The sequence below is a fragment of the Brevundimonas sp. C43 genome, from assembly GCF_030732185.1.
Classification (GTDB): Bacteria; Pseudomonadota; Alphaproteobacteria; order Caulobacterales; family Caulobacteraceae; genus Brevundimonas; species Brevundimonas diminuta_C.
Map to the genome: position 1 here is coordinate 994,332 of NZ_CP132231.1, position 26,289 is coordinate 1,020,620.

The 26,289-nt window shown below is 65.9% G+C and carries 25 protein-coding genes; 24 read left to right on the top strand and 1 reads right to left on the bottom strand.

What is annotated here, in order from left to right; genetic code table 11:
- Nucleotides 1–28 precede the first annotated feature (28 nt).
- The 6 genes from Q9R14_RS04985 to Q9R14_RS05010 all read left to right on the top strand — a co-directional run bounded on the left by Q9R14_RS04985 (nt 29) and on the right by Q9R14_RS05010 (nt 4,966).
- Nucleotides 29–937, top strand: a complete 909-nt coding sequence (locus Q9R14_RS04985; protein ID WP_306003680.1) for a hypothetical protein — start codon at nt 29–31, stop codon at nt 935–937.
- Between the two features lie 40 nt (nt 938–977).
- Entirely contained in the window at nt 978–1,316 is a 339-nt protein-coding gene (locus Q9R14_RS04990; RefSeq protein WP_174085176.1) for a DUF3088 family protein, read from the top strand.
- Nucleotides 1,317–1,325: 9 nt separating this feature from the next.
- Nucleotides 1,326–1,592: a DUF1467 family protein gene (locus tag Q9R14_RS04995; protein ID WP_017503976.1), complete on the top strand. Its 267-nt coding sequence runs from the start codon at nt 1,326–1,328 to the stop codon at nt 1,590–1,592.
- Between the two features lie 77 nt (nt 1,593–1,669).
- Complete coding sequence (proS, locus tag Q9R14_RS05000) at nt 1,670–2,986, top strand: proline--tRNA ligase (RefSeq protein ID WP_306003681.1); 1,317 nt, start codon at nt 1,670–1,672, stop codon at nt 2,984–2,986.
- Nucleotides 2,983–4,269, top strand: a complete 1,287-nt coding sequence (locus tag Q9R14_RS05005; RefSeq protein WP_295237784.1) for a lipoprotein-releasing ABC transporter permease subunit — start codon at nt 2,983–2,985, stop codon at nt 4,267–4,269. Before proS ends, Q9R14_RS05005 begins: the two co-directional genes overlap by 4 nt.
- A complete protein-coding gene (locus tag Q9R14_RS05010) occupies nt 4,262–4,966 on the top strand; it encodes an ABC transporter ATP-binding protein (protein ID WP_306003682.1) in 705 nt (234 codons plus the stop codon). Before Q9R14_RS05005 ends, Q9R14_RS05010 begins: the two co-directional genes overlap by 8 nt.
- Before the next feature lie 15 nt (nt 4,967–4,981).
- Here Q9R14_RS05010 and msrA read toward each other — a convergent pair whose 3' ends face one another.
- A complete protein-coding gene (msrA, locus tag Q9R14_RS05015) occupies nt 4,982–5,605 on the bottom strand; it encodes a peptide-methionine (S)-S-oxide reductase MsrA (RefSeq protein ID WP_306003683.1) in 624 nt (207 codons plus the stop codon).
- A 386-nt stretch (nt 5,606–5,991) separates the two neighbouring features.
- Between msrA and dnaE the strand changes: the two genes are divergently transcribed.
- The 18 genes from dnaE (at nt 5,992) to Q9R14_RS05105 (ending at nt 26,233) form a co-directional block, all read left to right on the top strand.
- Nucleotides 5,992–9,456, top strand: coding sequence for a DNA polymerase III subunit alpha (dnaE, locus tag Q9R14_RS05020; protein WP_306003684.1), 3,465 nt, complete (start codon nt 5,992–5,994; stop codon nt 9,454–9,456).
- A gap of 87 nt (nt 9,457–9,543) precedes the next feature.
- Entirely contained in the window at nt 9,544–10,140 is a 597-nt protein-coding gene (locus Q9R14_RS05025; RefSeq protein WP_242076449.1) for a DUF4142 domain-containing protein, read from the top strand.
- A 227-nt stretch (nt 10,141–10,367) separates the two neighbouring features.
- Nucleotides 10,368–11,231: a 30S ribosomal protein S2 gene (gene rpsB, locus Q9R14_RS05030; RefSeq protein ID WP_017503967.1), complete on the top strand. Its 864-nt coding sequence runs from the start codon at nt 10,368–10,370 to the stop codon at nt 11,229–11,231.
- Between the two features lie 111 nt (nt 11,232–11,342).
- Nucleotides 11,343–12,284, top strand: a complete 942-nt coding sequence (gene tsf / locus Q9R14_RS05035; protein WP_039247421.1) for a translation elongation factor Ts — start codon at nt 11,343–11,345, stop codon at nt 12,282–12,284.
- A gap of 127 nt (nt 12,285–12,411) precedes the next feature.
- Nucleotides 12,412–13,146 (top strand): UMP kinase, encoded by a 735-nt coding sequence (gene pyrH, locus Q9R14_RS05040; RefSeq protein ID WP_045811327.1) that lies wholly within the window; start codon nt 12,412–12,414, stop codon nt 13,144–13,146.
- 38 nt (nt 13,147–13,184) lie between these two features.
- Entirely contained in the window at nt 13,185–13,742 is a 558-nt protein-coding gene (gene frr / locus Q9R14_RS05045; protein ID WP_017503964.1) for a ribosome recycling factor, read from the top strand.
- Nucleotides 13,743–13,779: 37 nt separating this feature from the next.
- Nucleotides 13,780–14,553, top strand: a complete 774-nt coding sequence (gene uppS / locus Q9R14_RS05050; RefSeq protein ID WP_371929763.1) for a polyprenyl diphosphate synthase — start codon at nt 13,780–13,782, stop codon at nt 14,551–14,553.
- A complete protein-coding gene (locus Q9R14_RS05055; protein WP_306003685.1) occupies nt 14,553–15,371 on the top strand; it encodes a CDP-archaeol synthase in 819 nt (272 codons plus the stop codon). The genes uppS and Q9R14_RS05055 overlap by 1 nt, the downstream gene beginning before the upstream one ends.
- Nucleotides 15,368–16,564: a 1-deoxy-D-xylulose-5-phosphate reductoisomerase gene (gene dxr, locus Q9R14_RS05060; RefSeq protein WP_242076450.1), complete on the top strand. Its 1,197-nt coding sequence runs from the start codon at nt 15,368–15,370 to the stop codon at nt 16,562–16,564. Before Q9R14_RS05055 ends, dxr begins: the two co-directional genes overlap by 4 nt.
- Nucleotides 16,565–16,591: 27 nt before the next feature.
- Nucleotides 16,592–17,809, top strand: a complete 1,218-nt coding sequence (locus tag Q9R14_RS05065; RefSeq protein ID WP_306003686.1) for a M50 family metallopeptidase — start codon at nt 16,592–16,594, stop codon at nt 17,807–17,809.
- A gap of 29 nt (nt 17,810–17,838) precedes the next feature.
- A complete protein-coding gene (bamA, locus tag Q9R14_RS05070) occupies nt 17,839–20,298 on the top strand; it encodes an outer membrane protein assembly factor BamA (protein ID WP_306003687.1) in 2,460 nt (819 codons plus the stop codon).
- 32 nt (nt 20,299–20,330) lie between these two features.
- Nucleotides 20,331–20,936 carry an OmpH family outer membrane protein gene (locus Q9R14_RS05075; protein WP_055753512.1) on the top strand — a complete coding sequence of 202 codons (606 nt, stop codon included), beginning with the start codon at nt 20,331–20,333 and terminating at the stop codon, nt 20,934–20,936.
- 7 nt (nt 20,937–20,943) lie between these two features.
- Nucleotides 20,944–21,957: a UDP-3-O-(3-hydroxymyristoyl)glucosamine N-acyltransferase gene (lpxD, locus tag Q9R14_RS05080; protein ID WP_306003688.1), complete on the top strand. Its 1,014-nt coding sequence runs from the start codon at nt 20,944–20,946 to the stop codon at nt 21,955–21,957.
- The gene (fabZ, locus tag Q9R14_RS05085) at nt 21,954–22,448 is read left to right on the top strand and encodes a 3-hydroxyacyl-ACP dehydratase FabZ (RefSeq protein ID WP_371929780.1); all 495 of its coding nucleotides are present in this window, start codon (nt 21,954–21,956) and stop codon (nt 22,446–22,448) included. The genes lpxD and fabZ overlap by 4 nt, the downstream gene beginning before the upstream one ends.
- Complete coding sequence (lpxA, locus tag Q9R14_RS05090) at nt 22,448–23,236, top strand: acyl-ACP--UDP-N-acetylglucosamine O-acyltransferase (RefSeq protein WP_306003690.1); 789 nt, start codon at nt 22,448–22,450, stop codon at nt 23,234–23,236. Before fabZ ends, lpxA begins: the two co-directional genes overlap by 1 nt.
- A complete protein-coding gene (locus Q9R14_RS05095) occupies nt 23,233–24,072 on the top strand; it encodes an LpxI family protein (protein ID WP_306003691.1) in 840 nt (279 codons plus the stop codon). Before lpxA ends, Q9R14_RS05095 begins: the two co-directional genes overlap by 4 nt.
- A complete protein-coding gene (gene lpxB, locus Q9R14_RS05100) occupies nt 24,069–25,238 on the top strand; it encodes a lipid-A-disaccharide synthase (RefSeq protein ID WP_306003692.1) in 1,170 nt (389 codons plus the stop codon). The genes Q9R14_RS05095 and lpxB overlap by 4 nt, the downstream gene beginning before the upstream one ends.
- A 2-nt stretch (nt 25,239–25,240) precedes the next feature.
- Complete coding sequence (locus Q9R14_RS05105) at nt 25,241–26,233, top strand: FUSC family protein (protein WP_306003693.1); 993 nt, start codon at nt 25,241–25,243, stop codon at nt 26,231–26,233.
- Nucleotides 26,234–26,289 lie beyond the last annotated feature (56 nt).

Genomic DNA, 26,289 nt, shown 5'->3' on the forward strand with positions numbered 1-26,289 from the left:
TCGTGCGCCTGTACGGTCGGGGAAACGCATGTCGAAAAAGCCTGCCCGAGCGCGCCGTTTGCTGGAGCGGATCAGGCACGCCCGCCATCCGCTGCGTGGGTGGCGGCGATGGGCGGTGATCACGGGGCAGGGGCTGGTCGGGTTCGTCGTCCTGTTCGCCGTCGTCAATCTGGTGCTCAGCCTTTCGACGTTCCGAGGCGAAGACCCCCTGGCGCGTACGGTTCACGAACTGCGCGTGCTGTGGTTCAGCCCGCCTGACGGCCAGCCGATGTCGCCGACCGCCTTTCCGACCGTCTATGGTCGCGATCTCGGCCCGGCGCCCGACACCGCCTCCATTCACGCCTATCTGGAGCGCGAGGCGGAGGACGGCGTCTTTCTGCTCGACCACGTCATGGTCGATCGCATCCTGAAGCTGAACGGCCGGATCGATGCGCGCAGCGTGCCGTCGGGCGTCTATGTCGGCGCCCATGCCCTGGGACCGGACGGTATGCCGTTGGTGCCGGTGACCAAGTTCATGGCGCAATATCTGCTGTTTCCGCGCCACGCATATATTCTGGTCGTTCCCGAAAGCGGGCCGGCCCTCGCCTTCTCCGCCAGCCAGAACGCCAAGTTCGGCATCGACATTCATCCCGAACGCCTGTCGGCGGAGATCGCGCCGTTCGATCCGAACGCCTATGACTTTCCCAGCTCGGGCGAGGCGCTGCACGAGATGACGCGCATCACAAACAACCCGGTGCGCGTCGCGACGGCCGTCGAAACGTTGAGGGGCGCCCAGGCGCGGCTGGCCCAGGAGGGTCTGACCTACGGCCTTCTGGCGCCCAACTCGAACACGGCGGTCGGCTGCGTGCTGCAAGGCGCGGGGGCGATCACGCAGCAGGCGCGGTCGTCTATCCTTCTGGCTCTGCGCGCGCCAGGGTTTGGCGCATCGTGCGAATAGCGGTCGCGCCGACGGCCTCAACTCGGATATATCCACGCCGATGACCGAGCGACTCTTCTTGCTGAACCCCGACTGGCACGACGACCAGGGCGGTCCGTGGTTTTGCCCGCCCGGCGCCTATATCGAGGGCGTGCTGGCCTTCTATCCCCAGCTTCGCGATGCACTCGACGTCGTCTATCTGGACCATCCGCGCCCGCGCCAGCCGGTCATCGACCAGGTCGGCGAGGCCCATCAGAGCTGCCCCATCCTGATCCTGGACGGCGCGCTGGATTGGCCCGAGGCCGAGGTCAGCGAAACGACCGGCCGGCGCTTCCTTCAGGATCACGCCATCGCTCCCTATCTGGCGGCCCGCTACGGCGTTGGCCGGCCGCATCCCTAGAGGTCCGTCATGCCCATCGGCGTCTTCACCATGGTCGGCATCTACATCATCGCCTGGTGGACGGTGCTGTTCGCCGTGCTTCCGCTGGGCACGGCGAGCGAGACGCACGAGCCGCCGACCGACGGCTCACAATGGGGCGCGCCCAAGACGCCCAATCTGAAGAAGAAGTTCCTGACGACCACCTGGGTTTCGGCCCTGGTCTGGGCGTTCGTCATGGTGCTGATCTTCACGGGCTGGCTGCCCCTGCCGAACTTCGCCAGCGGCCCGGCCGTCTAAACGACGCATCGGCCTAGCTTTCGCCCCGTCCGAGCGGCTAAAGCCTTGTTCCGTCTCTACGCCTAGGATTCCCGACCATGCGCCTGTCGCGCTTTTTCCTGCCCACGCTGAAGGAAGCTCCTTCGGACGCCCAGATCGTCTCGCACCAGCTGATGCTGCGCGCCGGCATGATCAAGCAGGAGGCCGCCGGCATCTACGCCTGGCTGCCGCTGGGTCTGAAGGTGCTGCGCAAGATCGAGCAGATCGTGCGCGAGGAGCAGATGCGGGCAGGGGCCGTCGAGCTGTTGATGCCGACGCTGCAACTGGCCGATCTGTGGCGCGAGAGCGGCCGCTATGACGCCTACGGTCCCGAGATGCTGCGCATCACCGACCGGCATGAGCGCGAGCTGCTGTACGGGCCGACCAACGAGGAGATGATCACCGACATCTTCCGTGCCTATGTGAAATCCTACAAGTCGTTGCCGCTGAACCTGTTTCACATCCAGTGGAAGTTCCGTGACGAGCGTCGTCCGCGCTTTGGCGTGATGCGCGGGCGCGAGTTCCTGATGAAGGACGCCTATTCGTTCGACGTGGACGAGGCCGCGGCCCGCGTCGCCTACAACCGCATGTTCGTCGCCTATCTGAACACCTTCGCCCGCATGGGCCTGAAGGCCGTGCCGATGCGCGCTGACACCGGCCCCATCGGCGGCGATCTGAGCCACGAGTTCATCGTCCTGGCCGAAACCGGCGAGAGCGAGGTCTTCTGCGACCGCAAGCTGGTCGAGATGCCCGCGCCCGGCGACGACTTCAGCCCGGAGGCCGTGCAGGCCGTCTTCGACGAACGCACCGCCCTGTACGCCGCGACGGAGGAGATGCACGATCCGGCGCAGTTCGAGGCCAAGACCGCCGAGGGCGACCGCCTGTCGGCGCGCGGCATCGAGGTCGGCCACATCTTCTACTTCGGCACGAAATACTCCGCCCCGATGAAGGCCAAGGTGGCCGGGCCTGACGGGCAGGACGCCGAGGTCCATATGGGCAGCTATGGCGTCGGCGTGTCGCGTCTGCTCGGGGCCATCATCGAGGCCAGCCACGACGCCGGCGGCATCATCTGGCCCGATGCGGTCGCGCCGTTCGACGTGGTCGTGATCAATCTGCGCGCCAATGACGAGGCCGTCTCGGCCGCCTGCGAGGACGCGGTGGCCAAGCTTGAAAAACTCGGCAAGGACGTCCTTTACGACGATACCGACGAACGTCCCGGCGGCAAGTTCGCCACCGCCGACCTGATCGGCGTGCCGTGGCAGCTGACCATCGGTCCCAAGGGGCTGGCGGGTGGCGTGGTCGAACTGAAACGCCGCGCCACCGGCGAGAAGGTCTCCGTGCCGCTCGCCGAAGCTATCGAAAGGCTGACCGCTTGAGCCTGCCGTCTCGTCCGTCCGGCGCCTTCTCCTCGTGGGAGATCGGCCTGGCCCTGCGCTACCTGCGCGCCAAGCGCAAGGAAGGCGGCGTCGCCACCATCGCCGTCATCAGCTTCATCGGCATCATGCTGGCCGTCGCCGTGTTGATCAGCGTGATGAGCATCATGTCCGGCTTCCGCAGCGAACTGCTGGGCCGCATGCTGGCGTTCAACGGCCATATGTATGTGCAGGGCCCGGTTTTGACGTCGCCTGATCGAGACGCGGTCCTGAAAAAGATCGAGGCGATCCCCGGCGTTTACAGCGTCAATCCGCTGAACGAAGCCCAAAGCCTGATCCGTGTGGGCAACTTCACAACGGGCGTGATGGTCAAGGGTATCCGCCCACAGGATCTGGCCAAAACGCAGTACGTCTTTGACAGCTTGTCGCCTCAAGAGCGGGCGAGCTTCGGGCAAGGCGCTTATGGCGGCGACCGAGTGCTGATCGGCGCCGCTTTGGCGAACTCGCTGGGGCTGCGTGTCGGCGACGCCATCACGGTCTATTCGCCGACCGGGGCCGACAGCGCCTTCGGCAACCTCGGCGGGCTCGAGAAGACCTATTTCGTCGGCGGCCTGTTCCGCTCGGGCGCCGCCGATTACGATCGCGCCTTCATGTTTATGCCTTTGGAGCAGCAGCAGCTCTTCTTCGGCAAGGAAGGCGTCTGGGACGCGATCGAGATCAAGGTGGACGATCCCGATCAGGTCGGCGCCCTGACCGCGGCCATCCGCGACGCCGCCGGTCCCGGCTCGGTCGTCAGCGACTGGCGCGAGCGTCTCGCCGCCTTCTACGGCGCGCTGAAGGTCGAACGCGTGGCCATGAGCATCATCCTGGGCCTCGTCGTCGCCATCGCCGCCATGAACATCATCTCCGGCATCGTCATGCTGGTGAAGAACAAGGGGCGCGACATCGCCATCCTGCGTACCATCGGCGCCAGCCCCTCGGCGATCCTACGCGTCTTCTTCATGGCCGGCGCCATGATCGGGGTGGCGGGCACCATCGCGGGCCTGATCCTGGGTCTGCTGTTCTGCTGGAACATCGGCTCGATCCAGCACTTCCTGGAGTTCGTGCTGCAGACCAAGCTGTTCGATTCCGATGTCTATATGCTGGACGCCATCCCGGCCCTGGTCGATCCGGTGGACGTGACCTGGGTGGCCTTCTGGTCCTTGTTGATGAGCTGTATCGCCAGCCTGCCGCCGTCCTGGAACGCGTCTCGCATCGATCCCGTGGAGGCGCTGCGCTATGAGTAAGGCTCCCATCCTTTCGGTGCGCGGCCTGATCCGCACCTATGACACCGCCCAAGGCGGCCTGACCGTGTTGAAGGGCGTCGATCTGGACGTTTATCCGGGCGAACTGGTCGGGCTGATCGGACCGTCGGGCTCGGGCAAGTCGTCGCTGCTGCACGCCGCCGGCCTGTTGGAGAAACCCACCAGCGGCACGGTCGCCATCGACGGCGAACAGGTCGGCGATCTGGACGAGCGCGCCCGCACGCGTTTGCGCCTGGGCCGGATCGGCTTCGTCTATCAGTTCCACCACCTGCTGCCCGAGTTCGACGCGCGCGACAATGTCGCCCTGCCGATGCGGATCGCCGGCGTGTCTCAGGACGAGGCGCGCAAACGCGCCGAGGTCACGCTGACGGCCCTGGGGCTAGGCGAACGTCTGACGCACCAGCCGGCTCAGTTGTCGGGCGGTGAACAGCAGCGCGTCGCGATCGCACGGGCCCTCGCCAATGGCCCGCGGCTGCTGCTGGCCGACGAGCCGACCGGCAATCTGGATCCGACCACCAGCCAGTCCGTGTTCGAATCCCTGCGCAACCTGGCCAAGACCACGGGCGTCGCCGCCCTGATCGCCACCCACAATATGGAGCTGGCCGGCCATATGGACCGCGTCTTTGCGCTGAAGGACGGTCATCTGGAACAGCGCGAGGCCCAGAGCCACGCCTACTGAGCCAATGCCGATCAATCAGCTGACGGCGGCGTCGCCCCAGATCGCTCGCAGGCGTTCGGGGCGGCGGCATCCGATCCGGTAGGCCTGATAGCTGGCGGCGTGGCGCTTGGCGTAGTTCTGATGCTCCTCGCCCGCCGGCCAGAACCGCTGGGCGCCGACGACCGGGGTGGTGAAGCTCTTTCTCAGCACGCGCATCGCCGCATCGCGCGAGGCGATGGCGTCCGCGCGCTGGGCCGCTGTCGCAAAGACGGCGGATCGATAGGACGGACCCTGGTCGCAGAACTGACCGTTCGGATCGGTTGGGTCGATGGTGCGCCAGTAGCGATCAACCAGAGTGCGATAGCTGACCACACGCGGATCGAAGGTGACCTGCACCGCCTCCATATGGCCGGTGCCGCCGCGCACCACCTGCTCATAGGTCGGGTTTGCGGTATGGCCGCCCACAAAGCCGGACACGGCCGAGCGCACCCCCGGCACGTCATCAAAGGCCTTCTCCTCCGACCAGAAGCAGCCGCCGGCGAAGATCGCGGTCTGGAGCGCCGTCTGCGCCTCGGCCTGATGGGCCAGGGGCGCGCCGATCGCCAGCGCGGCGACAGTCAAGGATGCAACGGCGGCGAGGGCGGTCGTGCGAAGGGACATGGTCTCATCTCCTGTTGCATTGACTACGACGGCGACGCGCAAACGGTTTCACCGAGAACGACTTGACCGGAACAAAACGCCAACATAGAACATTAGTAGAACATATCGGGTGTCTCGGAGCCAAGGTCATGCCGCGTTTGATGAGGGATATACTGTCGCTGGCGTCGTGCGGCGGTTTCGTTTGGATGGTCTGGACCGTGGCGATCAGCGTCTCCGCCTGAGATCAGACGAATTAGACACTTTAGACGGTGTTTTTTCGAAGAACCGTCTGAAGCCAGCGATCCACAGCCGATCTGTCGGGCGACCGGTTTGCGATGGCCGCGCGACGCCCGATATGAGACTCAGGATAGGGTAGGGCTCGGCAGCGGGTCAGGGTCGAATAAGGCGTGAACGAGCCGGTGAACAGTCAGGGTTTTGTCCATCTGCGGGTCCGCTCGGCCTATTCGCTGCTGGAAGGCGCGATCAAGGCGGCCAAGGTCGGCAAGCTGGCGGCCGACGGCGGAATGCCGGCGGTTGGGGTGGCGGACCGGGCCAATCTGTTCGGCGCGCTGGAGTTCAGCCAGACGGCGAAGGATGCAGGTGTTCAGCCGCTCGTGGCCTGCGCCCTGCCGGTCTTCGGCATCGGCGGCCAGATCAACGCCCGCTGGGCCAAGGTTCCGACCGTGGTGCTGCTGGCCCAGGATACGGCCGGGTGGCTGAACCTGTGCGCCCTGTCGTCATCGGCCTATCTGGACGCCGGAGAAATGGCCGAGCCGGGCGTGGCTTGGGAGCAGGTGATCGCCCGCTCCGAAGGCCTGATCCTGCTGTCCGGCGGCCCGGACGGACCGATTGATCCGCTGTTCGCCCAAGGCAAGAAGGCCGAAGGCGCCGCCGCCCTGGCGGCGATGAAGGCGGCGTTCGGCGACCGCTTCTACGTCGAACTGCAGCGTCACGGGCTGGAGGACGAAAAGCGCGCCGAGCCGGGGCTGGTCGAATGGGCCTACGCCAACGACGTGCCGCTGGTCGCCACCAACGACGTCTATTACGCCAAGGCGGCGCAGGCGAAGTCTCACGACGCCCTGCTTTGCATCGCCGACGGCGCCTTCACCGGCCAGGAGGATCGTCGCCGCATCACCGGCGAACATTGGTTCAAGCCGGCCGCCGTCATGCGCGAGCTGTTCGCCGACCTGCCCGAGGCTTGCGACAACACCATCGACATCGCGCGCCGCTGCGCCTTCCTGGTCAATACGCACGCGCCCATCCTGCCGCGCTTCGACACCGGCGCCGGTCGCTCCGAGGCCGATGAACTGGCCCACCAGGCGCGCGAGGGGCTGAAAGTCCGCCTGACCGAGGTCACGCCGGCCGTGCCAGAAGAGGAATACTGGACCCGCCTGGAATGGGAGGTGGGGATCATCCAGCAGATGGGCTTCCCCGGCTACTTCCTCATCGTGTCGGACTTCATCAAATGGGCCAAGACCCACGGCATTCCCGTGGGGCCGGGGCGGGGCTCCGGCGCCGGGTCGCTGGTCGCCTGGTCCCTGACCATCACCGATTTGGACCCGCTGCGGTTCGGCCTGCTGTTCGAACGGTTCCTGAACCCCGAACGCGTCTCCATGCCCGACTTCGACATCGACTTCTGCCAGGAGCGGCGCGAAGAGGTGATCGACTATGTTCAGGACCGGTACGGCAAGGACCGGGTGGCCCAGATCATCACCTTCGGCACCTTGCAGGCGCGGGCCGTGCTGCGCGACGTAGGCCGGGTGCTGCAGATGCCGCTGGGCCAGGTCGACCGGCTCTGCAAGATGGTGCCGAACAACCCGGCCGCGCCCGTCACCCTGGCCCAGGCCATCGACATCGAACCGCGCCTGAAGGAGGCGAGGGACGCCGAGCCCGCGGTCAAGACCCTGCTGGAGACCGCGCTGGAGCTGGAGGGGCTATACCGTAACGCCTCGACCCACGCCGCCGGCATCGTCATCGGCGACCGGCCGCTGACGGAACTGGTGCCGCTGTATCAGGATCCGCGCTCCACCATTCCGGCGTCCCAGTTCAACATGAAATGGGTCGAGCCGGCAGGTCTGGTGAAGTTCGACTTCCTGGGCCTGAAGACGCTGACGGTGCTGGACCGAGCGCGCGGCTATCTCGAACGTCGCGGCGCAGCCAAGGACTGGAACAGCCTGCCGCTGGACGATGCGCGCACCTATGAGCTGATGGCCTCTGGCCAGACGGTCGGGGTGTTCCAGCTGGAATCCCAGGGCATGCGCGACACCCTGCGCAAGATGCGCTGCGGCTCCATCGAAGAAATTACAGCCCTGATCTCGCTTTATCGGCCAGGGCCGATGGAGATGATCGACACCTATATCGACCGCAAGTTCGGGCGTGCCGAGGTCGATTACCTACACCCCAGCCTCAAAGAGGTGCTGACCGAGACCTACGGCGTCATCATCTATCAGGAACAGGTGATGAAGATCGCCCAGATCCTGGCGGGCTACAGCCTGGGCGAGGCCGACCTGCTGCGCCGGGCCATGGGCAAGAAGAAGAAGGAGGAGATGGATTTCCAGCGCCTCCGCTTCGTCAAGGGCGCCGCCGAAAAGGCCGTGCCGGAGGCGCAGTCCGGCTCCATCTTCGATCTGGTGGCCAAGTTCGCCGGATACGGCTTCAACAAGTCCCACGCCGCCGCCTATGCGCTGATCTCGTTCCAGACGGGTTGGCTGAAGGCCAATCAGCCGGTGGAGTTCTTCGCGGCGTCCATGAGCCTGGACTTGTCGAACACCGACAAGCTGGCGGTCTTCTATCAGGACGCCAAACGGTTCGACGTGCCGGTTCTGGCGCCCGACATCAATCGCTCCTCGGCCGACTTCGACGTGGCCTGGGACGACGACAAGGGGGCCGTGCTCTACGCCCTGGGCGCGATCCGAAACGTGGGTCTCGAGGCGATGAAACACGTCATCGAGGTGCGCGAGACGGGCGGGCGGTTTGCCGACATCTTCGACTTCCTCGAGCGCGTCGATCCGCGCAGCGTGAACAAGCGCGCGCTGGAAGGCCTGGCCAAGGCCGGCGCCTTCGACAGCATCCACCCCAACCGGCGTCAGTTGCTGGAACAGGCCGACGTTCTGATGGCCTATTGTCAGAGCGTGGCGGCCGAGCGTGCCTCGTCGCAGGTGTCGCTGTTCGGCGGCGACCAAGCCCATGCCGCGCGCCCGCGTCTGAAGAGCGTCGAGCCCTGGGTCGGGCCGGAGCGGCTGGATCACGAACTGTCGGCGGTCGGCTTCTATCTGTCGGGCCACCCGCTGGACGAGATGACCTCAGCGCTGAAGCGCAAGCGCGTCACCTTCGTCGCCGAAGCGATCCCGCTGGCTGAGTCCGGCCATGAAGCGTTCCAGATGGCCGGCGTCGTGCGTCGCAAACAGGAGCGGGCCAGCGCGCGGACGGGCGAGAAGTTCGCCTTCGTGACCTTCTCGGATCCGACCGGCGAGTTCGAATGCCTGTTCCCGCCCGAACAACTGCGCAAATGCCGCGAGGTGCTGGAGCCCGGGGCCTCGGTGATGGTGCGCGTGCGCGCCAAGTCTTCGGAAGGGGAGGTGCGTTTCTTCGGCGACGACGCCTCCCAGATGGACAATCTGCTGGACGACGCCAACATCGGCCTTCGCATCCACGTCTCGGCCCGCAGCGCGGACGCCGAGGCCCTGAAGGCGCGGCTTGAGCGCGCGCGATCGGGCGCGATCGGCAAGGGGGGAGAGGTGTCGTTGATGATCGCGGGCCTCGATCAGGGGCGCGAGGTCGAGGTCAAGATTCCCGGCCGCTACCGCCTGGACGGCGCCTTGCGTGGCGCGTTGAAGTCAGCGCCGGGCGTCGTCATGCTGGAGGACGCCTAAGCCTTCGCGGATATGGTCAAGTTTTTGATTTTCCGGAACCTCACGGACGCGTGATGGGTTTGGTCAGTCCATAGGGAGACTGTTCCAATGAAATATCTCGCCATCGCCAGCGTCGCCTCGCTGGCCCTCCTCGCCGCCTGCAACCAAGGTGGCGACAGCGCCGCCCAGAACACCAGCGAAGCGGTCAACGCAACCCAGGACGCCACGTCCGGCGTCGTCGGCCAGACCTCGGCCATGACCATGGGCGCCAACACCGTCGACGGTTTCGTCACGGGTCTGGGCACCGGCAACATGTATGAGCTGGAAGCCGCCAAGATCGCCGCCGCCAAGTCCAAGAATGCCGACGTGAAGGCCCTGGCCGCCATGATCACCAAGGATCACACCGCCGCTGGCGAGAAGCTGGCCGCCGCCCAAGCGACCGCCGCGCCGAACGTCGCCATCCCCACGACACTGGACGAACGCCGCAAGGGCCTGATCGACAATCTGAACGCTGCGACGCCGGACGATTTCGACAAGGTCTATCTGGACCAGCAGGTCGCCGCCCACAACGAGACGCTGACGCTGCTGAACGGCTTTGCCGACAACACCGAGGCGCCCGCTCTGGCCACCCTTGCGCGCGAGCTGGTGACGCCCGTCACTGCACACCGCGACCGCGCCCGGACCCTGCTGGACGCAATGAAGTAAAGGCCGCCGGCGCGTTGCTGACCAAAGGCGGTCCCGAAAGGGGCCGCCTTTTCCGCATTTGCAGGGCTGCGCTTGCTATTGCGGCCCATCCGGCCTACATGGCCCCCGCATTTCGCAACGCGGGTGAGGCGCGCTTCGGGGAGACATCCCGATCCGCACCATTCCGAGGGTCTTTCAGACCTTTAATCCCCCGCGCCACGTTTGATCGGAAAAAGGACTGAATGATCATGGCTCTGCCTGAATTCTCGATGCGCACCCTGCTTGAAGCCGGCGCCCACTTCGGCCACCAGACGCACCGCTGGAACCCGAAGATGGACCGCTACATCTTCGGCTCGCGCTCGAACATCCACATCATCGACCTGTCACAGACGATGCCGCTGTTCCACCAGGCTCTGGTGGCCGTGCGCGAAGTCGCCGCCAAGGGCGGTCGCGTTCTGTTCGTCGGCACCAAGCGCCAGGCCGCAGAGCCGGTCGCGGAAGCCGCGAAGCGCTGCGCCCAGTACTACATGAACAACCGTTGGCTCGGCGGCACGCTGACCAACTGGCGCACCGTGTCGGGCTCGATCGCTCGTCTGCGTGAGCTGGAAGGCATTCTGGAAAACGGCGGCGAAGGCCGCGTCAAGAAAGAGCTGCTGAACCTGCAGCGCGAGAAGGACAAGCTTGAGCTGTCGCTGGGCGGCATCAAGGACATGGGTTCGATCCCGGACATCATGTTCGTGATCGACACCAACAAGGAAGCGATCGCGATCCAGGAAGCCCGCAAGCTGAACATCCCGATCATCGCCATCCTGGACACCAACTCGGACCCGGACGGCATTACCTATCCGGTCCCCGGCAACGACGACGCCGCCCGGGCCATCCAGACCTACTGCGACCTGATCGCCGACGCCGTCCTGGACGGCCTGGCCGCCGGCGCTTCGGCCTCGGGCATCGACCTGGGCGCTTCGGAAGCTCCGGTCGAGCCGATGCTGCGTGAAGCCTCGGCCCCCAAGGCTGAAGCCGAAGCCGCGCCGGCCGGCACGGAAGGCGCCGCCGCCGAACTGGAAGCCGCTGCTGAGCCGGCTGCCGAAACCGAGAAGGCCGAGGGCTGATCGCCCGCCGGGCGGCTTTCGCGTTCTTGAGCGCCGCCTGACGAACTGACACACGGCCGGGCTAAATCAGTCCGGCCGTTCCCACATACGAAATCCCCCAAGGAGAAGAACATGGCCGAGATCACTGCCGCCCTCGTGAAGGAGCTTCGCGAGCGTTCGGGCGTCGGCATGATGGACTGCAAGAAGGCGCTGGTCGAAAACGACGGCAACATCGAAGCAGCAATCGACTGGCTGCGCGCCAAGGGCCTGTCCAAGGCCGCCAAGAAGGCCGACCGCGTCGCCGCCGAAGGTCTGGTCGCCGTCGCGTCGAAGGAAGACGGCAAGGGCGAAGTCGCCGCCGCCATTGAGTTCAACGCCGAAACCGACTTCGTGGCCCGTAACGAGCTGTTCCAGAACGCCGCCAAGTCGTTCGCCCAACTGGGTCTGGAGCACCACTCGGTCGAGGCCCTGCACGGCGCCGAACTGGAAGCCGGCAAGACGGTCCAGGACGAAGTGACCAACATGATCGCCACGATCGGCGAGAACATGCAACTGCGCCGCGCCGCCCGCCTGTCGGTGTCGGAAGGCGTCGTCTCGACCTACGTCCACAACGCGGTTTCGCCGGGTGTCGGCCGTATCGGCGTGCTGGTGGCCCTGGAAGGCGAGGGCGACAAGACCGCACTTCGCGAGCTGGGCCGCAAGATAGCCATGCACGTCGCCGCTACCGCGCCGCTGTCGCTGAACACCGACGACCTGGACCCCGCCGCCATCGAGAAGGAACGCGCCGTTCTGATCGAAAAGGCCAAGGAAGAAGGCCGCCCGGAAGCCATGATCGAAAAGATTGTGGAAGGTCAGATCAACAAGTTTCAGAAGGACGTGGTGCTGTCCAAGCAGCCGTTCGTCATGGATCCGGACGTGACCATCGAGCAACTGGTCGCCAATTCGGCCAAGGAACTGGGCTCCTCCAACCTGCACCTGGCCGGCTTCGTCCGCCTGGCGCTGGGTGAAGGCGTCGAGAAGGTCGAAGGCCCCGACTTCGCGTCGGAAGTCGCCTCCATGATGGGCGGCAACTAAAAAACATTCCCCTCATTCGTGAGGGTTTTGTATCAGAAGGGCGCGTTCGGCTTTGATGGCCGGCGCGCCTTTCGTCTATAAGAAGCCGCCTGATTCAATGGCGCCGCAGTCAAACGGACCTTCCCGCATGCCCGACGCCCCCTCGACCTTCCGCTACAAACGCGTCCTGCTGAAGGTGTCGGGCGAGGTGCTGATGGGCGACCAGTCGTTCGGCGTCGACATGAAGACCGTCGATGCGGTGGCCAAGGCCGTCGCGGACGTTGCGGCCGAGGGCGTCGAAATCTGCCTGGTCATCGGCGGCGGCAACATCTTCCGCGGCCTGTCCAAGGCGGCGGCCGGCATGGAGCGCGCCCAGGCCGACTATATGGGCATGCTGGCGACCATCATGAACGCCCTGGCCATGCAGTCCGCGCTGGAAAAGATCGGCGTCTCGACCCGCGTGCAGAGCGCCATTCCGATGGCGGCCATCGCCGAACCCTACATCCGCCGTCGCGCTCTGCGGCATCTGGAAAAGGGCCGGGTCGTGATCTTCGCCGCCGGCGTGGGCGCACCGTTCTTCACCACGGACTCGGGCGCGGCGCTGCGTGCGGCGGAAATGGGCTGCGACGCCCTGCTGAAGGGCACCAGCGTGGACGGGGTCTATACCGCCGACCCGAAGAAGGATCCCGACGCGACGCGGTACGAGACGCTGTCCTATCAGGATGTGCTGGCCAAGGATCTCCGGGTCATGGACGCCTCGGCCATCGCCATGATGCGCGACACGGGCATACCGATCGTGGTCTTCTCCATTCGGGAAGACAATTCGCTGCGCCGGACCCTGACTGGCGAAGGCACGTTCACGGTCATTCAGGACGTCGCCTGACGTTCGCCTGACCAGGAAAGACAAGAGAGACCAAGACCATGGCAAAGCCTGACCTCAAGACCTATCGCGACCGCATGGATCGCTCCGTCGCCGCCCTGAAGGAAGAGTTCAGCGGTCTGCGCACCGGCCGGGCCAACGCCGGCCTGCTGGAGCCCGTGCGGGTCGAAGCCTATGGCTCGGCTTCGCCCCTGACCGCCGTCGCCGCCATCAGCGTGCCTGAGCCCCGAATGCTGAGCGTCAACGTCTGGGACAAGGGCATGGTCGTCGCCGTCGAAAAGGCGATCCGCAACGCCAACCTGGGTCTGAACCCGATCGTGGACGGCCAGACCCTGCGCATTCCGGTGCCGCCCCTGACCGAGGAACGCCGCAAGGACCTGGTCAAGTTGGCCGGAAAATACGCCGAGCAGCAGAAGATCTCGGTTCGCAACGTCCGCCGCGACGCCAACGACGACCTGAAGAAGGCCGAGAAGGCCGGCGAGATCAGCCAGGATGAGCAAAAGAAGATGGAGACCGAGGTCCAGAAGGACACCGACGCGGCCATCAAGCGCATCGACGAGACCTTGAAGACCAAGGAACAAGAGATCATGCAGGTCTGAGGCGAAACGGCTGGGTCCGGAAGGGATCGCACGACAGATGACGGCAGACCGCGCCGCGCCTTCAGGCCAAAGCCCAGACAAGCAGGGTCAGGACGGCCCGCGCCACGTCGCCATCATCATGGACGGCAATGGACGCTGGGCGAAGGCGCGCGGCCTGCCGCGGGCTCTGGGCCACCGCGAAGGCGTCCAGGCGCTGAACCGCACCATCCAGGCGGCGCCGGATCTGGGCATCGATTGTCTGACGGTGTTCGGCTTCTCAACCGAAAACTGGAGCCGCCCCGAAGACGAGGTGTCGGACCTGATGGGGTTGGTGCGGTCTTACGTCGCCAGCGATCTGGCCCGGCTAACCAAGGCCGGCGTCCGGCTGAAGATTCTGGGGCGACGCCAGGGACTGCCGGCCGACATCGCCACCATCATCGAACGGGCCGAGGCCCAGACCGCCCATAACGACCGGTTCCTGTTACAGGTCGCCTTCAACTACGGCGGTCGTGCGGATCTGGTGGACGCGGCGCGTCGCCATATGGAGCGGGTGCTGGCGGGCGAGACGGTCGAGCCTTTCAACGAGGCGATCCTGACGGCCGGCCTGGCCACGGCGGGCTCGCCGCCGCTTGACCTGATCGTGCGCACATCGGGCGAGCAGCGGCTGTCGAACTTCCTGTTGTGGGAGGCCGCCTACGCCGAGCTCGTGTTCCAGGACATTCTGTGGCCCGACTATGGCCCCAAGGCCCTGGCTGAGGCGATTTCGGCCTTTGGTCAGCGCGACCGCCGTTTCGGCGGACGCGTGATCGCGCCTGAACGCGCGACGGCCTGATGGCGGTCAAGGGTCGGGATATCGCCCTCAGGGCTGCGTCCGCCGTCGTGCTGGCGCCCGCCGCCGTCGCTGCGACGTGGGGCGGCGGCGTGTGGTTCCTGGCGCTGATGATTGTCGCCAGCGTCGTTTTGGCGTTCGAATGGGCGGCGATGAGTGCGCCCCATGCGCGCCGCGTCATGGGCGGCGCGGTCAGCTTCGGCGTCGTGGCGGCGGTGATCAGCGCCCATTTCGGCGCCATGTCCGTCGCCTTCATCATGCTGGTGTTCGGCGCGGTCGCGGCCGGGGTCTATGCCCGCAGCCGAGGGCAGGAGGCGCTGGATGCCGCCTATGGCGTGCTCTATCTCGGCTGGCCTTCAGTTCTGCTGATCTGGCTGCGCGACGTCGACAGTTTGATCGGGCTGCACTGGACCGTGCTGGTCTTCGCCGTCACCTGGTCGGCCGACATCGTGGCATATCTGGCGGGATCCACCTTTGGCGGACCCAAGCTGTGGCCGCGCTTCTCGCCGAACAAGACCTGGTCCGGGTTCATCGGCGGCGTTGCGGCCGGCGCGGTTGCGGGCGCCGTCATGACGGCCTGGGTCAATATGGGCGCCTTGAGCGTCGTCTGGGGGGCGGTGCTGGGCTTGGCGGCGGCCTTGGCGACCATGGCGGGGGACCTGTGGGAATCGGCGCTGAAGCGACGGTTCGGGGTCAAGGATGCGGGCAACACCATTCCGGGCCACGGCGGCCTGCTGGACCGCGTCGATGGCCTGATGTTCGCGGTCGTGGTTGTCGCGGCTGGCCGACTGCTCGTCCTGATGCTGGAGCGTGGGGCGTGATCCGGCGTCGCATAACCGTGCTTGGCGCGACAGGATCGGTCGGCGCCTCCACGCTGGACCTGATGGCTCAAGCGGAGGCGACGGGCACGGGCGCGTTCGAGGTCGAGGCCCTGACGGGCGGCGCCAATATCGCTAAACTGGCCGAGCAAGCCAGGCGCTGGCGGCCCAAGCTGGCCGTGACCGCCGATCCGGCTCGGTTGGAAGAGCTCCGCGACGCCTTGTCCGGCACGGATGTCGCTGTCGCCGCCGGCGACGCGGCCATCGTCGAGGCGGCGACGCGACCTGTCGATTGGATCATGGCGTCCATCGTCGGAGCGGCGGGTCTGAAGTCCGCCTGGGCGGCGGCGGGAACGGGCGCGACCCTGGCGTTGGCCAATAAGGAAAGCCTGGTCTGCTGCGGCCCAGCGTTGATCGAACGGGTCAAGCGGGCGGGGGGGCGCTTGATCCCCGTCGATTCCGAACACTCCGCCATCTTCCAGGTGTTTCCGGCCGAAGCGCCTGAGCGCGTGGCCAAGCTGATCCTGACGGCATCGGGCGGACCGTTCCGCCAGACTTCGCGCGAGCAGATGGTCGGCATCACGCCCGAACAGGCCGTCGCCCACCCCAACTGGAGCATGGGGGCCAAGATTTCGGTCGATAGCGCCACCATGGCCAACAAGGGCCTAGAGATGATTGAGGCGGCCTATCTGTTCGATATGCCGCAGGATCGGATCGACGTCGTGGTGCACCCCGAATCGATCATCCACAGCCTTGTGGAATATGTGGACGGTTCGACCCTGGCTCAGATGGGACCGCCGGATATGCGCACGCCGATCGCCTGCGCGCTCGCCTGGCCGGACCGGATCGCGTGGCCGGCACCCAAGCTGGATCTGGCTGAGCTAGGTCGGCTGACGTTCGAAGCGCCCGATCTGACGCGCTTTCCCGCCCTCGATCTGGCGCGTCAGGCCCTGAAGGCGGGGGGCGCGACGCCGGCTGTGTTCAACGCCGCCAACGAGGTCGCCGCCTTCGCCTTCCTTGACCGCAAGCTGGCGTTTCTCAATATTGCCGCAGTCGTCGCCGAAACCCTTGAGCGTGCGACGAAAGCGGGGATGGCTTTCGGTTCTGGAGATGCCTGCGGCGCGGCCCTCTCGGTCGACGCCGAGACGCGTCGAATGGCCGAGACCGTCATCGCCGGCCTTGCGAATGCGGCCTGACAGCAGGCCAGGGGAGACGATTTTCGAATGCTGGGCGTCCTGGGTCAGGTCCTGATCTCCATCGCCTCGTTCCTGCTGGTGCTGACCTTCATCGTCACCATCCACGAACTGGGTCACTTCCTTGTTGCGCGCGCCTTTGGCGTGAAGGTGGACCGGTTCGCGGTCGGCTTCGGCAAGGCCGTGGCCAGCCGCACGGACCGTCACGGCATCGAATGGCGTCTCGGCTGGCTGCCGCTGGGCGGCTATGTGAAGTTCTCGGGAGATCTGGATGCGTCCAGCGTGCCTGATCGGGCCGGGCTGGACGAACTGCGTCGCCGCGTGGTCGCCGAGCGTGGACCGGGCGCCGAGCGCGATTATTTCCACTTCAAGCCGGTGTGGCAGCGCGCCCTGATCGTCGCGGCCGGACCCATGGCCAACTTCATCCTGGCCATCACCATCTTCGCCGTCGTCTTCATGGCCGTCGGCGTGTCCCTGCGCCCCGCGCGTGTCGCGCAAGTCCAGGCCGGATCGCCGGCCGCCGCCGCCGGCTTCCAGGTCGGGGACCTGATCACCGAGGTGAACGGCAAGGCCATCAAGGACGGCAGCGCGGTCACCCGCACCGTCATGCTCTCGACCGGCGATCCCGTGCGTTTCACGGTCGAGCGCGCCGGGCGTCCGGTCGAACTGGTCGCCACGCCTGAACGCCGCGAGGAAAACGACCCCATCGCTGGACGTGTCAAGGTCGGCCGCATCGGCCTGGGGCTGGGCTCGTCGGCCGGCGATGTCCGCCACATACGTTACGGCACTGTCGACGCCGTGATGGAGGGTGCGCGCCAGACGGCCGACGTTATCGGCTCGACCCTGACCTACCTCGGACGCCTGGCGACGGGTCGCGAGTCGGGCGATCAGTTCAGCGGTCCGCTAGGCATGGCAAAGGCGACGGGCTCGCTGACCACGGCTGCGGTCGAAGCCAATCCAGCGCCTGGCGCCATGGCGATCAACCTGATCCTGACGCTGACAACCTTGGCCGCCATACTTTCGATCGGAATCGGCTTTCTAAATCTGCTTCCCATTCCGGTCCTCGACGGCGGGCACCTGCTTTTCTACGGCTATGAGGCTGTGGCGAAACAGCCTGTGTCGGCGCGGTTCCAGGAGATGGGCTATCGTGCAGGCCTTGCGCTTTTGGCGGGATTTATGTTGTTCGCAACGTGGAACGACCTACAGAAGCTCAATATCTTCCAATTCCTCGGCGGGCTCGTCTCGTGAGCCGACGCCAGCCCCCGACGGTTTCCCGAATGAATGACATGACCTCTCGCGCCGCCGTTCGACTGAGCGCCCGCTCCAGCCTGCTGGCTCTGGCGGTCGCCGCTGGGCTGGGCGCGCCTGCGCTGGCGCAGACTGCGTCGGCCCAGACCGCGCCGGCGACGACGACGCCTGCTGCGCCGGCTCAATCGCCAGCCCAGACGGCCCCGGCGAGCGCTGCCGAACCGCGCGTCGAAATCGCTGCGCCGCAGACGATCACGATCAACCGCATCGTCGTGCAGGGGGCGCAGCGGATCGACCAGACGACGGTCCTGTCCTATCTGCCGATCCGTCCCGGCGACGCAGTCGACGCCTCGGTGCTGGACGTCGCGGTGCGCACCCTGTCGCGCACGGGCCTGTTCGCCGATGTGCAACTGGGCATCCAGAACGGCGACCTGATCGTCCAGATCGTCGAGAACCCGATCATCAACCAGGTGGTGTTCGAGGGAAACAAGGCGTTGTCCAAGGACAAGCTGACCACGGAAGTGACCCTGGCGCCGCGCGGCATCTATACCCGCGCCAAGGTTCAGGAGGACGTCGGCGCCATCGTCGAACTGTATCGCTTGCAGGGCCGCATCTCTGCGACCGTCACGCCCAAACTGGTCCAGTTGGAACAGAACCGCGTCGATGTGATCTTCGAGATCAACGAAGGCCCGCAGACCGGCATCAGCGCCATCAACGTGCTGGGCAACGAGGCGTTTTCGGATCGCGACGTGCGCGGCGTGATGGTCACCGAGAAGTCGACCTGGTGGAAGTTCTTCTCCAACAACGACAATTACGATCCCAACCGCCTGGAATACGATCAGGAGCAGCTGCGGAAGTTCTACACCAACCGCGGCTATTACGACTTCCGCGTGGTGTCCTCGGTCGCCGAACTGCAGCCAGACGATCAGGCGTTCCAGCTGACCCTGACGCTAAACGAAGGCGACAAGTACAACTTCGGTGAGATCAAGGTCGTCACCCAGAACGACCGCCTGAACGCCGACTTCCTGAAGGCTCTGGTGCCGATTCGGGAAGGCCAGCTGTACGAAAGCGACAAGATCGAACAGGCGGTCGACGCCCTGACGTTCGCGGCCGGTTCGGCCGGTTATGCCTTCGTCGAGATCAATCCGACCTACAAGGCCAATCCCGAGACGGACACGGTCGATGTGACCTTCAACGTGTCCGAGGGTCAGCGCGTCTATATCGATCGCATCAATGTGGTCGGCAACACCCGCACGATCGACCCGGTCATTCGCCGCGAACTGCTGCTGACCGAAGGCGACGCCTTCAACCGCGCCCTGATGGAGCGCTCGCGCAACAATCTGCGCGCCCTGGGCTTCTTCAAAGACGTGACGGTCGAGGAAACGCGCGGCAGCGCGCCGGACCGCTCGGTCATCAACGTCAACGTCCAGGAACAGCCGACCGGCGAACTGTCCGTCGGCGCGGGCTTCAGCTCCGTCGATTCCTTCACGGTCAACCTGGGCATCTCGGAGCGGAACTTCCGTGGACGCGGCCAGAACGTGGTCGCCCGTCTTGAGTGGGGTTCGCTGCGCCAGCAGGTCGACTTCCGCTTCACCGAGCCGAAGTTCCTGGGACGTGATCTGCGCGCCGGCTTCGACCTGTTCCACTCGCGCTACGACCTGAGCCAATATTCGTCGTACGACTATCGCTCGACCGGCGCGGGCCTGCGTCTGTCCTATCCGCTGAACGGCAATATGCTGCTCAGCACCCGCTATTTCCTGAAGTCCGACGAGATTATCGTGCCGACAGGCTTCTGCTCGGGCGTTGGCCAAGGGTCTTCGGCGCTGTGCGACCAGATCGGCAGCTTCATCAACTCGTCTGCCGGCTATACGCTGCAGGTCAACTACACCAACGATCCGATCCGTCCGACACGCGGCTGGGCCGGGTCGCTGCGTCAGGACCTCGCGGGTCTGGGCGGCGACGTGAACTATGTGAAGACCGAGGCTGATGCGAGCTGGTACTATGGCATCACCCCAGCCTGGGTCGTCAGTGTTCAGGGCTCGACCGGCTACGTCAGCGGCTGGAACGGCGATCCGATCCGCATCAACGACCGCTTCTTCAAGGGCGGCAACAGCTTCCGCGGTTTCGAGACGGCCGGGATGGGACCGCGCGATCTGAATACGACCGACGCTCTGGGCGGCAACTTCTACGCCATCGGCACGGTGGAGCTGACCGTGCCGAACTATCTGCCGGAGCAATACGGCATCAAGACCTCGCTGTTCGCCGATGTCGGTACGCTGGGCGTTCTGGATGACCGCTACAAGCTGACGTCAACCGGAACGGTGAACACCAACATCGCCGATGAGCTGTCGCTGCGCGCGTCGGCGGGTGTCAGCATCCACTGGAAGTCGCCGATGGGTCCGATCCGCTTCGACATCTCCAAGGTCCTTTCCAAGGAAGATTACGACAAGACGGAATCCTTCCGCTTCTCGACCTCCACTCAATTCTAATCGCGGCTTTTTCGACCGCACGAGGAAACACCATGAAAGCTCTGATCATCGCGGCGACCGCCGCTGCTTCGCTCATCGCCACCGCCGCCTCGGCGCAACAGGCCGGCGCGCCCGCCAACCCCGGCCCGGTCATTCCCGGCGTCTGCGTCTATTACAACGCACGCCTGCTGGCCCAGTCGTCGGCCGGTCAGGCCGTCGAAGCTCGCATGCAACAGCTGGCTCAGGAAGTTCAGGGCGAGTTGCAGCCTTACGCCACGTCCATCCAGTCGGACGCGCAGCAACTGCAAGCCTCGGGTTCGAGCCTGCCGGCAGACCAACTGCAACAGCGCCGTCAGGCCCTGCAGCAGCGCGCTCAAGAAGCCCAGCAGCTGGAAGCCACCCGTGAGAACGAGCTGCGTTACACCCTGGGCATGCAACGTCAGGCCATCACCGAGGCCGTCTCGCCGATCCTGACCGCCCTGTATCAAGAGAAGGGCTGCGGCCTGCTGCTGGACCGCGAGAGCGTCTTCATGATGAACCCGGCGATGGACGTCACCGATCTGGCGATCCAGCGCCTGAACACGGCCCTGCCGACGCTGAGCTTCAACCGTATGGCCGTGCCGGCTCAGACGCAGGCTCAACCGGCCGCCGCTAACTAAGTCTTCGATGCCCGATACCCGTTTTTTCGAAACCCTGTCGCCCCTCAGCGTCGCCCATCTGGCGACGCAGATCGGCGGCGAGGTCGAGCGGGGCGGGGATCGCATGATCGCCTCCGTCGCGCCCTTGTCCTCTGCGGACGGGGGCGCGATCGCGTTTTTGGGTGACCGCAAGTTCGCCGCTGCGCTGGCGACGACCCAAGCCGGCTGCGTCATCGTGCCGGCTGAGGCCAAGGACGCCGCGCCGTCGTCCGCCGCCGTCATCATCTCGCGCACACCTCAAGCCGCCTGGGCCAAGGCGTCGCTGGCGCTTCACCGCCCTATGCTTCTGGACAAGGCGATCAGCCGCCAGGAGGCGGCCGAGGACGACAGCGTCGTGGTCGAACCCGGCGCGATCCTGGGGCAGGGCGTCCGCATCGGCCGCGGGTCTCGCATCGGCGCCAACAGCGTCATCGCGCCGGGCGTGCAGATCGGCCGTGATTGCGTGATCGGCGCCAACGTCAGCGTGGCCTTCGCGCTGATCGGCGACCGGGTGGAGCTGTATGCCGGCGCCCGGATCGGCGAAGCGGGCTTCGGCGCTACGGGGACAGCGGCGGGGGTCATGGATATTCCCCAACTGGGCCGCGTCATCCTTCAGGACGGCGTAACGGTCGGCGCCAACTCCTGCATCGACCGCGGCGCCTATGACGACACGGTCATCGGCGAGAACACCAAGATCGATAATCTGGTCATGGTCGGCCACAACTGCGTCATCGGTCGCAACTGCCTGCTGGTCGCTAACACGGGTATCTCAGGCTCTGTGACCGTGGGCGACAACGTCATCTTCGGCGGCAAGGCGGGGATCGGCGACCACATCACGATCGGAGAGGGCGCGCGTGTCGCGGCCGGCGCCGGCGTGCTGGCTGATGTTCCTGCCGGCGAAACCTGGTCGGGTTATCCGGCGCGTCCGATCCGACAGTTCTTGCGCGAGACGGTCTGGCTCGCCAAACAGGCCTCATCGAAGAAGGCTCCGAAGGAATCATAGGGATGAGCGACACGACTGCCGTCGAAGGCAAGATCGATTACGCCGAGGTGATGCGGCGGCTGCCGCACCGTTATCCCTTCCTGCTGGTGGACAAGGCCGAAGACTTCGTGCCCGCGACGTCGATCGTCGGCATCAAGAACGTCACCCACAACGAGCCCTTCTTCCCCGGTCACTTCCCGATCGATCCCGTCATGCCCGGCGTGCTGATCGTCGAGGCCATGGCCCAGACCGGCGCCCTGCTGATGTCCAAGACGCTGGATGTCGCCGTGGCCGACAAGGTCATCATGTTCATGTCGATCGACGGGGTTCGGTTCAGAAAGCCCGCGCGGCCCGGCGACCAACTGCGCATGGAGGTCAAGGTGATCCGCGCGCGGGGCGACGCCTATAAGTTCCGGGGCGAGACCTTCATTGACGGCAAGCTGGCGGCCGAAGCCGAGTTCATGGCCATGGTCGTGACTGTGCCTGCTCCAGCGCTTGGGCCGGCGGCCTGATGACCGTTCATTCCACGGCTCTGATCGACGCGACGGCGACCCTGGCCGAGGGAGTCGAGGTCGGCCCCTGGTGCACGGTCGGGCCGAATGTTGTGCTGGGCGACAATGTGCGTCTGGTCAGCCATGTCGTGGTCCAGCAGGACACGACAGTCGGGGCCGGGACGGTCATCCACCCCTTCGCCGTCATTGGCGGCGACCCGCAGCACAATGGCTACAAGGGCGAGACGGTTCGGCTGGAGATCGGCGAGAACAACCTGATCCGCGAGCACTGCACCTTCAATCGGGGCACGCCGCAGGGGACGGGCGTGACGATCGTGGGTTCGAACAACCTGTTCATGACCGGCGCCCATGTCGGTCACGACTGCGTCGTCGGCGACAATGTGGTCATGGCCAACAACGCGACTCTCGGCGGTCATGCTCAAGTCGGGGACAAGGTGTTCCTGGGCGGACTGTGCGCGGTGCACCAGAACGGCCGAGTGGGGCAAGGCGCGATCATCGGCGGTCTGGCGGCGGTGACGCGCGACGTCATCCCCTATGGCTCGGCCTGGGGCAATCATGCGCGGCTGCGTGGGCTGAACTTGATCGGGCTGAAGCGCAAGGGCTACGGCAAGGATCAGGTGCGGCGTCTGCTCACGGCCTACCGCGATCTGTTCGAGGGCGAGGGCGAGTTCGCCGGTCGGATCGATGGCGTGGCGGAACGCTATGCCGACCTGCCCGAGATCATGGAGATCATCGCCTTCATCCGCGACGGCGGGCGGCGTCCGCTGTGCCTGCCCAACGCGGAATGAGCGCATCTGGAAAACTGGGGCTGATCGCAGGCGGCGGTGATCTACCGGCGGCCGTCGCGACGCGTTGCGACGCGCTCGGGCGGCCGCTTTTCGTGATCCGTCTGGCGGGGTTTGCCGATGAACATCTGGCGCGTTGGCCCGGCGCCGAGTTCGGGATGGCGCAGATCGGCGCGATCCTGAAGGCGTTGAAGGCCGAGGGCTGCACGACCGTTTGTCTGGCGGGCATTGTCAATCGGCCGGATTTCAAGACGCTCAAGCCTGACTTCAAAGGGGCGACCCTCTTGCCGGGCATCGTCGCCGCCGCCTCCAAGGGCGACGACGCTCTGCTGCGTAAAATCCTGTCAGTGTTCGAGGCCGAAGGCTTCGCCGTCGAGGGCGCCGACGACATTCTGGGCGGCGACACGCTTGGCGCGGGCGCCTTGGGCGCCGTCTCGCCGACCGAGGAGCAGCTAGCCGATCTGAAGAAGGCGCTGCATGTCGCCGAGAAATCAGGCGAACTCGATATTGGTCAGGGCGCCGTGGTCTGTGACGGCCTGGTCCTCGCGGTCGAGGCGCAGGAAGGCACGGACGCCATGCTGACCCGTGTCGCCGGCCTGCCCGCCGACTTGCGTGGAGCGGTCGACAGCCCCAGGGGGGCGCTCGGCAAGGCGCCCAAGCCGATCCAGGATCTGCGCGTCGATATGCCCGTGATCGGGCCGCGCACCGTCGAAATGGCGGCGGCGGCGGGTCTGGCGGGCATCGGCGGCGTGGCGGGACGTTTGATCCTGATCGATCGCGCGGCCATCGTCGAGACGGCGAACCGTCTGGGCCTGTTCGTCTGGGGCGAGGATCGGTGAGCCGTCCGCTGAAGATCATGTTGGTGGCGGCTGAGGCTTCGGGCGATGCGCTGGGCGCCGGTCTGGCCAAGGCATTGAAGATGCGGTTGGGGCACGATGTGGCCTTTGTCGGCGTCGGCGGGCCCAAGATGGCGGCCGAGGGCGTCGCCAGCCCATTCGATATCGCCGAACTGTCGATCCTGGGCTGGATCGAGGGCTTGCGCGCCTATGGCAAGGTCAAGCGGCGCGTCGAGCAAACGGCGGCGCTGGCCGAGCGGGAACAGCCCGACGCCGTAGTTCTGATCGACAGCTGGGGCTTCACCATCCGTGTGGCCAAGGCGATCCGGGCCGCGCGCCCTGATCTGCCGCTAATCAAATACGTCGGGCCTCAAGTCTGGGCCTCGCGACCGGGCCGGGCCAAGACCTTGGCGGGCGCCGTCGATCATTTGCTGGCCCTCTATGGCTTCGATGCGCCCTGGTTTGAGCGCGAGGGCCTGCCGACGACCGTGGTCGGATCGTCTGCGCTTCATGTGAACTTGGATGCTACGGACGGTGCAGCGTTCCGCGCGCGTCGTGGGATCGCGGCCGATGCGCAGCTTCTCTTGGTGCTGCCCGGCAGCCGGCCCAGCGAGATCACCCGAATGGCCCCCGTCTATGAGGCGACGGTCAGAAAACTGAAGACTACGAATCCCGGCCTGGAAGTCGCCGTGGTCGCCGCAGGGACAGTCGCTCACGATGTTGCAGGTCGCGTCGCCACCTGGCCCTTCCGCGTACACCTGGTCGATGAAGCCGAAAAGTATGACGCCATGCGCGCCGCGACCGTCGCCCTGGCCACCAGCGGCACCGTGTCGACCGAACTGGCGCTTGCGGGCGCGCCGATGGTCATCGCCTACAAGATCGACGGGCTCAGCTATCAGCTGATGAAGCGGTTCGTGACCGCCAAACACATCACTCTGTTCAATGTCGCGGCTGACGATCGGATCGCACCCGAGTTCATCCAGCACGAGGCGACCCCGGCCATCCTGACGGCGGCGGTCGGGCGGCTGCTGGCCGACCCGGCCTTGGCGGCCGAACAGGCGCGTCGCCAGACGGCGGCATTGGACCTGATGGGGCGCGGAGGACCAGACCCCTCCGAACTGGCTGCCGACGCCGTGCTCAGGGTCATCGCCGCCAAGTCGGCGCGCTGACGATGGCGCGGGCGCTCAGTCCGCGACGTGCGGCCGAGGTCCGCGCCGCGCTGCAGATGGCGGTGGGCGCGATGGCCGCGCTCTATCTCGCGACCTGGCTGAACCTGCCGCACCCGTACTGGAGCGTGATTTCCGCCATCGTCGTCATTCAGGCGAGCGTCGGCGGCGGCGTCCTGACCGTTGCGCGCGACCGGGCCATCGGTACGGCGACCGGAGCGCTGGCGGGGGCGGTCTTCGCCTTCCTTCGTCCGCCGGGCCTGGAAAGCATGGCCCTGAGCATCGCCGTCTCGGCGGGCCTGCTGGCCTTCTTGGCAGCCGGGCGGCCTTGGCTGAAAGTTGCGCCCGTGACGGCGACGATCGTCATCGCCGGCGGGACGGGTGCGGAAGGGCCGGCGTCCCTGGCGCTGGATCGGGTGATGGAAATCCTGGTCGGCAGCGGCGTCGGGGTTCTGGCGATTCTGGCGCTGTTTCCGCGTCATGCCAGGCAGTCCTTCAAACTTCAGGCGCGCGAGGCGGCGGGCGAGGCGGCGGTGCTGCTAGCTTTGGTCTCCAAGGGCTCCCCGGAGGATGCGGCCGAGATCTCGCGCCGTCATGCCGATCTGAAGCGGCGGCTGGATGCGTTGGGTCAGGCCGCCAAGAACGTCATCGATCTGCCCGGTCCGCAACGTGAGACCGCCGACCGGGCTGCGCTCGTGCGCGCCTTCTGGCGCGTGCGCAGCGACATCGTCATCCTGGGGCGTGGCTTCCAGGCCGAGGGTGCCGGCGCACGGCTGGATCCCTGGTCGCAGGATGCGGAGCGAGCGGTGGAGCAACTCGAGGCTCTGTTTCAGGGCAGGGTCGCCCAGCCCATGGGCGCGATCGACCAAAGCCTGGCCCTGTCCATGGCCGTCGAAGGGGACGATGTGGCTCTGGGCGCTGCTGCAATCGGCGTGGCCCATATGCACCGTGATCTGGATGACCTGGCCGCGCGTTTCGCGGATTTGAAGCTGGTCTGACGACAAAGAAAAACGCCGGGGATGTCTCCCCGGCGTTCTGCATTCTCGCCTTCGTC

Bases quoted from the DNA above. Each gene is read 5' to 3' on its own strand.
- Q9R14_RS05105 (WP_306003693.1), top strand. From the start codon at position 25,241: ATGGCGCGGGCGCTCAGTCCGCGACGTGCGGCCGAGGTCCGCGCCGCG.
- Q9R14_RS04990 (WP_174085176.1), top strand. From the start codon at position 978: ATGACCGAGCGACTCTTCTTGCTGAACCCCGACTGGCACGACGACCAG.
- lpxD (WP_306003688.1), top strand. From the start codon at position 20,944: ATGCCCGATACCCGTTTTTTCGAAACCCTGTCGCCCCTCAGCGTCGCC.
- frr (WP_017503964.1), top strand. From the start codon at position 13,185: ATGGCAAAGCCTGACCTCAAGACCTATCGCGACCGCATGGATCGCTCC.
- pyrH (WP_045811327.1), top strand. From the start codon at position 12,412: ATGCCCGACGCCCCCTCGACCTTCCGCTACAAACGCGTCCTGCTGAAG.
- Q9R14_RS05055 (WP_306003685.1), top strand. From the start codon at position 14,553: ATGGCGGTCAAGGGTCGGGATATCGCCCTCAGGGCTGCGTCCGCCGTC.
- tsf (WP_039247421.1), top strand. From the start codon at position 11,343: ATGGCCGAGATCACTGCCGCCCTCGTGAAGGAGCTTCGCGAGCGTTCG.
- Q9R14_RS05025 (WP_242076449.1), top strand. From the start codon at position 9,544: ATGAAATATCTCGCCATCGCCAGCGTCGCCTCGCTGGCCCTCCTCGCC.
- Q9R14_RS04995 (WP_017503976.1), top strand. From the start codon at position 1,326: ATGCCCATCGGCGTCTTCACCATGGTCGGCATCTACATCATCGCCTGG.
- msrA (WP_306003683.1), bottom strand. From the start codon at position 5,605: ATGTCCCTTCGCACGACCGCCCTCGCCGCCGTTGCATCCTTGACTGTC.
- uppS (WP_371929763.1), top strand. From the start codon at position 13,780: ATGACGGCAGACCGCGCCGCGCCTTCAGGCCAAAGCCCAGACAAGCAG.
- proS (WP_306003681.1), top strand. From the start codon at position 1,670: ATGCGCCTGTCGCGCTTTTTCCTGCCCACGCTGAAGGAAGCTCCTTCG.
- Q9R14_RS04985 (WP_306003680.1), top strand. From the start codon at position 29: ATGTCGAAAAAGCCTGCCCGAGCGCGCCGTTTGCTGGAGCGGATCAGG.
- Q9R14_RS05065 (WP_306003686.1), top strand. From the start codon at position 16,592: ATGCTGGGCGTCCTGGGTCAGGTCCTGATCTCCATCGCCTCGTTCCTG.
- Q9R14_RS05075 (WP_055753512.1), top strand. From the start codon at position 20,331: ATGAAAGCTCTGATCATCGCGGCGACCGCCGCTGCTTCGCTCATCGCC.
- Q9R14_RS05010 (WP_306003682.1), top strand. From the start codon at position 4,262: ATGAGTAAGGCTCCCATCCTTTCGGTGCGCGGCCTGATCCGCACCTAT.
- lpxA (WP_306003690.1), top strand. From the start codon at position 22,448: ATGACCGTTCATTCCACGGCTCTGATCGACGCGACGGCGACCCTGGCC.
- rpsB (WP_017503967.1), top strand. From the start codon at position 10,368: ATGGCTCTGCCTGAATTCTCGATGCGCACCCTGCTTGAAGCCGGCGCC.
- Q9R14_RS05095 (WP_306003691.1), top strand. From the start codon at position 23,233: ATGAGCGCATCTGGAAAACTGGGGCTGATCGCAGGCGGCGGTGATCTA.
- bamA (WP_306003687.1), top strand. From the start codon at position 17,839: ATGAATGACATGACCTCTCGCGCCGCCGTTCGACTGAGCGCCCGCTCC.